The following is an 8,535-nucleotide window of genomic DNA, read 5'->3' on the forward strand; positions in this document are numbered from 1 at the left end:
ACGGAGCGGCAGACGGGAATCGCCCTCCTTCAGGGGGCGAGGATGTCAAGGTGGCGGCATGAGCGATCACTCCCACCTTCCTGTCGCGCCCGTCGAGGCCTTCGAACCCCCCTACTACGTCGCCGTCTTCACCACGGTGCGCACCCAGGACCAGAGCGGATACGGCGAGACCAACGCACGCATGGAGGAACTGGTGCAGGACGTCCCCGGGTACCTGGGGATGGACCACGCGCAGACTCCTGGCGGGCTGGGCATCACCGTCGGGTACTTCCGCGACGCCGACGCCCTCACGCAGTGGCGAACCAACGCCGAACACCAGGCGGCGCAGAAGCGAGGGCGGGCCGATTGGTACCAGAGCTACACGCTGCACGTGGCGAAGGTGGAGCGGAGCCACGGATTCACGCGGGCGCAGGAGTCGTAGAGCGCCGGTCGTGATCCGACGCAGGGGGCACGGCGGCGTCGTCGTCACCGTTCTCGCCCCGGGGCTGTCCTCGCCCATGGCTTGTTCGCCCCTGCTCGTGGCCGAATCGAGGACTGCGGGCATACTGTCGGCTGATTGCTGGGCGGAGCGCGGGGGCCGTGTTGCCCCGCCGCGCCTCCGCGCCGGACCGGGTGAAGGTGTACACCTGCCCCGGCTGCCACGCGGTGACCGAGAGCGACACGCTCAGCGACAAGTGCCAGTTCTGCGCCACCCCGCTGGTCGCGGACGCCTCCGGCACCGAGCGCGTGGTGCCCGAGGCCGTACTGCCCTTCGAGGTGGGCCGCGAGCAGGCCCGCGAGGCGCTGGCCCAGTGGACCAAGTCCCGCTGGTTCGCGCCGAACGAGCTGAAGAAGGTCACCGAGGCGGAGACCTACCGGGGCAGCTACCTGCCGCACTGGACGTACGACGCGCAGACCACCACCCACTACACAGGCGCACGTGGCGAGTACTACTGGGAGGAGGAAGAGGACTCCGAGGGCAACACCCGCCGGGTGCGGCACACCCGCTGGCATCTCACGTCCGGGACGGTCGGCCGGTTCTTCGACGACGTGCTGGTGCCCGGCAGCGGCCAGGAGCCGGTGGAAGAACTGGACAAGCTGACCCCCTGGCCGCTGGAGAAGACGGTTCCCTACCAGGAGGAGTACCTCGCGGGCTTCCGGACCGTCCGCTACGACGTCGAGCCGGAGGTGGGCCTGGAGTCGGCGAAGGCGCGGATGGCGCCGGTGATCCGCGCCGACTGCAAGCGGGACATCGGCGGCGACGAGCAGCGGGTGCACTCCGTGTCCACCGCCTACAGCGACCTCACCTACAAACTGGTGCTGCTGCCCGTCTGGTTCCTGACCTACCTCCACGCCGGCAAGGCATGGCCGGTGATGGTCAACGCCCGTACCGGTGAGGTGATCGGCGAGCGGCCGTACAGCGCCCTGAAGATCACCCTGGCGTCGGTCGGCGGCGCTGTGCTGATCGCGCTGGTGGTGCTGCTCGTGATGACGCTGCGCAACTGAGGGCGGCGGCGCGTTCGGTGGTCAGCCGATCAGGTCGGCGTAGGCGGCCGCGTCCATGAACTGGTCGGTGGCGGCGCCCGCCGCCGGCTTGATCTTGAACAGCCAGGTGCCGTAGGGGTCGCCAATGACTTCCTCGGGTTCGTCGGAGGCATCGGTGTACCTGAGGTCGGCAAGGATGTCCGACACGACATGACTCCTCTACGGCGTGAGTAACTGGTCACACAGTGTCACATCGGTGCTCGGTCGTGACGACTTTCGCGGGTGTCGCCCTCCGGGGTCGGCCATGCCCGGCGAGGCATGAGCGTCGTCACCGGCGTGGCGCTGCTGGTGCTCGGCGCGGCAGTGGCGGGCGGGGTCCAGGGGGGCCTCAGTGACGGGCTGCGGTGTTGTGCGCGGCGGCTGCATCCGATCGCCGAGAAAGGGCGAATCAGAGGTGAGGGCCCGGGCTGGTGTACCTGGGCGAGCGCCCGCGACTCGAGGGATACCGGGAGGCGGCGCGCTCCTGGGCCCCGTGCACGGCGGTGCGCGGGGCCCGGTCCGCCTCTTCCGCCCGGCGTCAGTCGTCGGTGTGGTTCCTCGGGGCCGGTGCGCCCCGGGGAACCTGTGGGGCTGGTTGCTCAACCCCACGCCTTCCAGGTATCCCATGCGCCGTGGCCGACACACGCGGTCCGAGTGTTTCCGGACGACTGTGAGGACGACCGCGTGGAGGACCGCGAGCGGTTGCGGGCGGCCGCTGGGGTGGTGCTCCGTTCAGGGAGGGCTTCACGAAGCAGGTGGGCGCGTCGGCGCAGGCCAGAGCGCACAGCGCGGACGGCCCGGGAACCAGGCGGAAGGCGCGGTCGTCTTCTCCGTGAAGCGCGGAGTGGCTGGTTCCTCGGCGGTGACGGGGTACCCGGACGGTGTCAGGGATTCGGTACTCGTTTTCCGAGGTGAAGGAAATGACCACTTCTCCCAGGTCGTCCATGGAAACGCATCCCGACATCATCGACATGCGGATGCGGCATGAGATGGCCGAGCGTGCCACGAGCACCCCGCAGGGGCAGACCGTCGGGATGCTGGCGTTCATCACCGGTATCTATCTGGCGGCGTCGCCGTGGATCTGCGGGTTCAACGGCCTGTCGACCCTTGCCGTCACCAACCTGATCGTCGGTCTCGCCTACGCCCTGCTCATGAGCGGCGGGTTCGGCCGTGCCTATGAGCGGACCCACAGCATGGCGTGGGGGTCCTGTGCTCTGGGAGTGTGGACGATCATCTCCCCGTGGGTGGTCGCGGGCAACGTGAGCACGACCAAGACCATCGTCAACAACGTCATCGTGGGTGCCGTCGCACTGTGCCTCGCGCTGGCAGCCAGCGCGGCCGCCCGGGCGGGCGAGTCGGCGAAGGCACGGCGAGGCATGCGAGCAGGGATCTAGGCGCTTCGCACGCCGGTCGGCCGACCGAGCGCCCCCTGGTGAGCGTGATGTGAGCGTGCCCTGAACTGATCGTGTGTCCCTGAGGTGAGGCGGCCGGCTCCGGATGAGCCGGCCGCCTCACGCGTGCCGCCCGTCCCCTCCACTCGGTTCGTCCCCGATCCTCCACTCAGTCGTTCCACTCCGTCGTCGTCACGTGTCGGCGCGGTCGTAGACGAGGAGGCCGTCCGGGCGCAGTCGCGCTCCGGAGGTGGGCGGATGCGGAGTGAGGCGTCCGTCGTGCATCAGGTGACAGACCGGTACGCCGCGCGCGACGACCGCGAAGTCCGCGATCAGACGCCGGTGACAGCGCCACCAGACCGCTTCGCGGCACATCACCGCCGTGCGGGTGTCCGCCGCCTCCCGGAGCAGTTGTTCCATGGCGGTGACGAACGCGGGGGAGCGGGTGTGCCCGGCGTAGCCGCGGAAGGAGTCGTTGTGCCAGAAGGTGTCCGGACTGTCCGGGGCCGGTTTGCGGAACCCGCCGAGGGCCGGCTCCCAGCGGTAGGCGATGGCCGCTTCGGGCATCCACTGGGCGAGCCTGTCCCGCAGTACGTCGGGGTTGCGGCGGCTGCCCGGGGCGGTGCGCACGTCCACGACCGCCTCGATACCGGCCTGGCGCATCAGAGCAGTGAGCTGCTCGCGGTCTGCCGAGCTGTGCCCGAGGGTGAGGAGAGGTGTCGTCACGAGCCGCTCCCTCTGCGTACCGGAGTACGGGTCAGCGCTACTGGTGGCCCTCCTGGTCATGCTGCTCACGACCCGGCACCACTGATCCGGTGCGAATCCCGAACGACCCTTTCTCACTGGTGCTCGGATTCGCGGGCGTTCTCGTCGGTGGCCCGAGTCCCCAGGTCCGGCACGCGTCATGCGGGGCCGCCCTCGGCCGGCAGCCGCTGACCCGCTGCCGCCGCGCCGTGACCGGGCCGACTCAGGAGGGGCAGGGCGGCCGCCCCAGGCGAACGACGTCAGCCGCTCTCCGCGACGGCCACGCGCCCCGACTGCAGGGACGCCCGCCGGTCGGCCGGGCCGGTGAGGGCGTGAGCGAGGGAGAGGAGGTCGTCGTCCGACACCACCCGCAGGCCGTGCTCCATGAGCAGGGCGGCCATCTGCTGCGGCCGCCACAGTGAGCGCCAGGGTTCACCCGAGGTGATGGAGCTGCCGAGCAGGCGGGTCAGGAGCCGTCCCGCGGCCGCCCGCGCCGACGGCGTCTGGTAGTTGACGACGAGTGCGCTGCCCGGGGCCGTCCGGTCGGCGAGCGCGGTCAGCGTGGCGCCTACCTGCTCGCGGGTGAGGTAGGGGACGACGCCCTCCCACAGCCATGTCGTCGGCGCGGAGGCGTCGTGCCCGTGGGCGGCCAGCGCCGTACCGAGGTCGTCGACGGCGAAATCGACCGGCGTGAAACGTACGGAACGGGCGAGGACCGGCAGCCCGGTGCGCTCGGGTTGCCGTGGGGACGGGTGATCGCCGTCGTCGGGTCCCCGGAGGCGGGCGGCGGCGTCGGCGAGGCGTGCCTGCTTGTCCTGCTGGGAGGCTGGATGGTCGACCTCCCATACGTCGGTCCGTGCCAGTTCGGGCAGACGCCAGGCGCGTGTGTCCAGGCCGGCGCCGAGGATCACGAGCTGGCCGGTCGCATGGGCGCGCAAGGCATCGTCGATCGCGACCGTCCGGGGCACGACGACCTCGGCGCACGCCCGCACCGTCTCGTACCGGGTGCGTTCCTGCCAGCCCTTCGGCGCGCTGTCCGCGCGTACCTCGTCGACGGGCTCGCGCTCGGCGTCGTACAGCAGTTGCGCGGCCACCGGGTCCGAGAACCGGTCGGTCCCGGCCCTGCCGTGGGCGGCCGCCCGCCCCTGGCACACCAGCACCGCTGTCCGGCTCGCCGCACGCCCGCTGTCGCCCATGAGGCCGTATTGAACACCACCCTGGTCGCGCGGTGGCCGGGAAGACCGTTTCTCCGGCCGCGAGCTCCGCCGGCGAGCAGCGGATTCGCCGAGCCGGCCGCCGGCTGCCGGCTCGGCGCGAGCCCCACGCATCAGGCCGACAGATCATGCCGACGCATCGACGTTCGGCGGGTTCACGACCGCGGAACGGTGATCCAGAATCGGTCCTCACCTTGTGCCTGGCCGTCGGGCACGCCGCCGTTGGCCCGGATGACGCGGCGCGAGGCCTCGTTGTCGGAAGCACAGGTCAGCAGAACCCGTTCGAGGCCGAGACTGAGGCATTCCGTCAGCCCGGCTGCGAGCATCCTCGTAGCGTGCCCTTGCCGACGCCACGGCGTGACGACGTGGTACCCGATGTGGCCGCCCGCCGCGGCCAGTTCCGGCGTCAGGCGATGCCGCACCACAAGTGTGCCGAGATAATGCTCACCCGAGACGTACCAGAATATGGTGGCGGGTACGTTCCAGCGGATCTGCACGCCGCGGCGCTGCTCGACGAAGGCCTCGAAGTCGTCCCCTGCCGGACCGAGCCAGTCGGTGGTTCTTCCTTCCGCCAGGCAGTCGGCTCGCTCGCCGGCCAGGTACGACGTGCGCACCGCTGCTGTGGGCCACACCAGATGGGGCGGTTCGCTCAGATGCGTCATACGCCCAGTCTCCACACCACGGAGTCTTCGCTCCTCCGCTTTTTCGGGGCGAGATCCGGCCGTGCCGTGCTCGATGCGTGCCGTGCCAGACGCGTGCGTCAGTCGGCGGGGAGGCCGGGCACCCGGGAGAAGCGGACCGTGAGGTGACCGGGGTATGTGGTGAGGGTTTGGGCCTGGACGAGGTTCTGAGGGCCGCGGAGGATGCGGCGCCCGTGGAATCGGTGGATGTGATGGCCCGGAATCTGGAGAAGCGGTTCGGCGCGGGCGACGTGTCGTTTCTGTTCGTCGACGTGATCGGGCAGGAGGCCGTACGGCCGCCCCGGGCCGGCATGGCGGCGGAGTCGCTCGGCGAGGCGCAGCGGATCGGGCTGCCCGGGAGCCGGTACGACAAGGTGCTCCGCAGCCAGCGGCTGCTCGAGGAGGGCGAGGCCGACGGCGGGTGCCGGTCGTGGCGCCGGTGACGCACGGCGGCGACTGCGTCGGCGTCCTGGAGATGGTGGTGCCGCACGCGGACGACACGGTGCGCGGCTCCGTGGCCCAGGCGGCTCACGCGCTCGCGTACATCGTGGTCACCGACCGCCGCTTCACCGACCCGTACCACTGGGCCCGGCGCACCATGACCGATCCTGACCGCGCCGGACGGGACGCGTGCTCTCGGTAGCCAGCAGCGTGCCGCCATCTTCGTAGGCTGGAACGCCGGGGCCGCGGGCGGGCGCCGATCCGGGCGACCGCAGACGCTGCTCACCCGACTCGCATGCACCATCCTGTGTCCATGAGGCTGCAGGGCGAGCCGGTAACGGCGGACAGAGCGATGATTCTGAACGAGCTGCGTTTCGACCCGGACGCGATCTACGTGCTCGACCGTCCCTTGATGCTCGCCCCCGGCGACGAGGTGCACGTCCTAAGGGGTCAGCAGGTCGTCATCAAGTGCGCGGCGGGGAACGAGCGGAGGCCCGCCGGCTACTGGACGCCGTGGTGCTGGACCTGGTGTCTGCTCTGACTGCGCCGACTTCGCGATGTTCACCGACGCGGACGTCATCGAGACCGTCCGCTGGCGGTATTGACTGGCTACTCCTCGGGCTCCCAGGCGATCAGTTGCTCGAACACCTGCTTGTCAGCCTCGATCTTCAGGTCGCTCAGCGTGAGGCGACCCCAGACGAAGAGGAGAACTGCTCGGCCGTGCCCGTGGCCGAAGCGGAGGCGGGCCCGGTGTCGTCCGTGAGGGGCGCGGGCCAGGCGCCGGTGCCGTCCAGCGCGAGGAGCCAGGAGCGGCCCTCGGTGGCGTGGTAGTGGATGGTGGCGGCCTCGTGCGGCCAGGCCGCCGGGGTGGAGTTGCAGGTGTCGAGAAACTCGGCCACGCCGTCGATCGCGACGTCCGCCGGTATCGGCTGCACGGCGCCTGCGGCGAGCTGGGCGTCGTATGTGTGCACCAGCACCTCGTGCACCTGGCGCCGGGCAGCGCCCCAGGCATTCGCCGGCGACCCGCCGGCGCTCGACCACGTCCCGCACTCGCGCTCCGGGCCAGCCTCGCGCAGCGCACTCAGCAGCAGCTCGTTCGACTCGGCCTACCAGGCCAGCAGCGCCTCGAGCTCGCGCGGCGCCTCGGCGGCATCCTTGGCCGGCGGAGCCTCGGCCGGGCCCGCGGCGACGATCGCGGCCCACCAGCGCTGGCCCGTACCCAGGTGCCGCACCAGATCGAACAGCGTCCACTCGGGGCCTGTCCTCGCGAGCACAGGCCGAGATCGTTCCGAACCCGGGTGCCCGTCCGCAAAGATGCCGTCCCCCATTCGATCATGCTGCGTGGCGGGAACCAGGACGCCGTCGAAGGTGTGGATCTCCTCCGCCATTCCGTCGCGCATTGGTGTCACTGGTGCGTCTCCGGTGCTGTCGGCGGCCTGATGCCACGGCACCCCCTGGAGTGCAGCTAACCGCCAATCCTGCGACTGCGGACAAGAATACGGCCGACCTTAGAGGGACCTAGGGCCTCAAGAGGGTTGCGGTACGACTTCTTATAGCCTTGCATGCAATGCGACCAGTCCATTTCGGTGCGTCAGCAGCGTCCGCGAGGCCCGCCAGGCGGCGCCCCGCTCGCTCCCGGGCGGACAGAGCGCGCCGGGGTGACCTGCTGCGCTGCACCGGCCCGCAGAGTGCCGCCCGCGCACGAACAGGGTGACCACCAGGACCACGAAAGCAAGGACAAGAACGGACGCGATAAGGGCAAGAGACAGCACTTCGACGACTGAGCCGCTGCTGACGCCGACGCAACAGTCCTCGCGCCTCCGTGTATCTATCGCTGCGGCGCCACCCGGCCATGCGGTTGACCAGGGCTCCCACGAGACTGCGGCGGGAGTGAAGGTGAGAAGGGAAAGAAGCGAACGAGCTGTCATACGCTGTCCGGTCACCCGACCAGCGGCACGCCGTCGCCGAACTACTGTGCTGCGAGGCATAACTGGCGTGGCATCACCTGGCTGAACCTCCCGCCCGGGTGAAGGCGGTTGCGGCGTACGTCCGGGCCCGCATGCTGCGGTCTTGCGGTGGGGGTCAGGTAAGGCCCGCATCGCGGACCGAAGCGGGGTTGCGCCGATCTCAGGCAGCGAAACGATTCCGTCCGGAGTGGTCCGTGGGCGGTTCGGCACCGTGGGCAGGCCGATCCGCCCGTACCCTTACGTGTGTCCACGGCGTCATATAGCGGGCGCCCCACTCTGGAGGCCATACGTCGTGCTGATTGCTCAGCGTCCCTCGTTGACCGAAGAGGTCGTCGACGAGTTCCGCTCCCGGTTCGTGATCGAGCCGCTGGAGCCGGGCTTCGGCTACACCCTCGGCAACTCCCTCCGCCGTACCCTCCTCTCCTCGATCCCCGGTGCCGCTGTCACCAGCATCCGGGTCGACGGCGTGCTGCACGAGTTCACCACCGTGCCGGGTGTCAAGGAGGACGTCACCGACCTGATCCTCAACATCAAGCAGCTGGTCGTCTCCTCGGAGCACGACGAGCCGGTCGTGATGTACCTGCGCAAGCAGGGC

General features: G+C 70.1%; 11 protein-coding genes and 2 pseudogenes. 7 read left to right on the top strand and 6 right to left on the bottom strand.

Going from position 1 to position 8,535, the window contains the following annotated elements; genetic code table 11:
- Positions 1-58: 58 nt before the first annotated feature.
- Both PV343_RS30990 and PV343_RS30995 read left to right on the top strand, forming a co-directional pair.
- Positions 59-421 carry an antibiotic biosynthesis monooxygenase gene (locus tag PV343_RS30990; protein ID WP_319150354.1) on the top strand — a complete coding sequence of 121 codons (363 nt, stop codon included), beginning with the start codon at positions 59-61 and terminating at the stop codon, positions 419-421.
- A gap of 158 nt (positions 422-579) precedes the next feature.
- Positions 580-1,485: a hypothetical protein gene (locus PV343_RS30995; protein WP_319150355.1), complete on the top strand. Its 906-nt coding sequence runs from the start codon at positions 580-582 to the stop codon at positions 1,483-1,485.
- Between the two features lie 21 nt (positions 1,486-1,506).
- On the opposite strand, the gene PV343_RS31000 is transcribed toward PV343_RS30995, so the two are convergent.
- Positions 1,507-1,671, bottom strand: coding sequence for a hypothetical protein (locus PV343_RS31000; RefSeq protein ID WP_319150356.1), 165 nt, complete (start codon positions 1,669-1,671; stop codon positions 1,507-1,509).
- Positions 1,672-2,423: 752 nt separating this feature from the next.
- Here PV343_RS31000 and PV343_RS31005 point away from each other — a divergent pair.
- Complete coding sequence (locus PV343_RS31005; RefSeq protein ID WP_319150357.1) at positions 2,424-2,897, top strand: SPW repeat protein; 474 nt, start codon at positions 2,424-2,426, stop codon at positions 2,895-2,897.
- 189 nt (positions 2,898-3,086) lie between these two features.
- On the opposite strand, the gene PV343_RS31010 is transcribed toward PV343_RS31005, so the two are convergent.
- The 3 genes from PV343_RS31010 to PV343_RS31020 form a co-directional block, all read right to left on the bottom strand.
- Positions 3,087-3,620, bottom strand: coding sequence for a DUF488 family protein (locus PV343_RS31010; RefSeq protein WP_319150358.1), 534 nt, complete (start codon positions 3,618-3,620; stop codon positions 3,087-3,089).
- 278 nt (positions 3,621-3,898) lie between these two features.
- Positions 3,899-4,834 carry a class I SAM-dependent methyltransferase gene (locus PV343_RS31015; RefSeq protein ID WP_319150359.1) on the bottom strand — a complete coding sequence of 312 codons (936 nt, stop codon included), beginning with the start codon at positions 4,832-4,834 and terminating at the stop codon, positions 3,899-3,901.
- Positions 4,835-5,007: 173 nt separating this feature from the next.
- Complete coding sequence (locus tag PV343_RS31020) at positions 5,008-5,514, bottom strand: GNAT family N-acetyltransferase (protein WP_319150360.1); 507 nt, start codon at positions 5,512-5,514, stop codon at positions 5,008-5,010.
- A gap of 212 nt (positions 5,515-5,726) precedes the next feature.
- Here PV343_RS31020 and PV343_RS31025 point away from each other — a divergent pair, with 212 nt between their 5' ends.
- The 3 genes from PV343_RS31025 (at position 5,727) to PV343_RS31035 (ending at position 6,514) form a co-directional block, all read left to right on the top strand.
- Positions 5,727-5,975: a hypothetical protein gene (locus PV343_RS31025; protein WP_319150361.1), complete on the top strand. Its 249-nt coding sequence runs from the start codon at positions 5,727-5,729 to the stop codon at positions 5,973-5,975.
- Entirely contained in the window at positions 5,963-6,175 is a 213-nt protein-coding gene (locus PV343_RS31030; RefSeq protein WP_319150362.1) for a hypothetical protein, read from the top strand. The genes PV343_RS31025 and PV343_RS31030 overlap by 13 nt, the downstream gene beginning before the upstream one ends.
- 150 nt (positions 6,176-6,325) lie before the next feature.
- Complete coding sequence (locus PV343_RS31035; protein ID WP_319150363.1) at positions 6,326-6,514, top strand: hypothetical protein; 189 nt, start codon at positions 6,326-6,328, stop codon at positions 6,512-6,514.
- Between the two features lie 136 nt (positions 6,515-6,650).
- Here the strand turns inward: PV343_RS31035 and PV343_RS31040 are convergent, their stop codons facing one another.
- Together PV343_RS31040 and PV343_RS31045 are read right to left on the bottom strand one after the other, a co-directional pair.
- Positions 6,651-6,950, bottom strand: coding sequence for a hypothetical protein (locus tag PV343_RS31040; protein ID WP_319150369.1), 300 nt, complete (start codon positions 6,948-6,950; stop codon positions 6,651-6,653).
- 33 nt (positions 6,951-6,983) lie between these two features.
- A pseudogene (locus PV343_RS31045) lies at positions 6,984-7,373 on the bottom strand (maleylpyruvate isomerase N-terminal domain-containing protein); the annotation flags it as partial.
- 859 nt (positions 7,374-8,232) lie between these two features.
- Here PV343_RS31045 and PV343_RS31050 point away from each other — a divergent pair.
- Positions 8,233-8,535 (top strand): annotated as a pseudogene (locus PV343_RS31050) (DNA-directed RNA polymerase subunit alpha); the annotation flags it as partial.

It is taken from the genome of Streptomyces sp. WI03-4A (genome assembly GCF_033792105.1).
GTDB lineage: Bacteria > Actinomycetota > Actinomycetes > Streptomycetales > Streptomycetaceae > Streptomyces > Streptomyces collinus_A.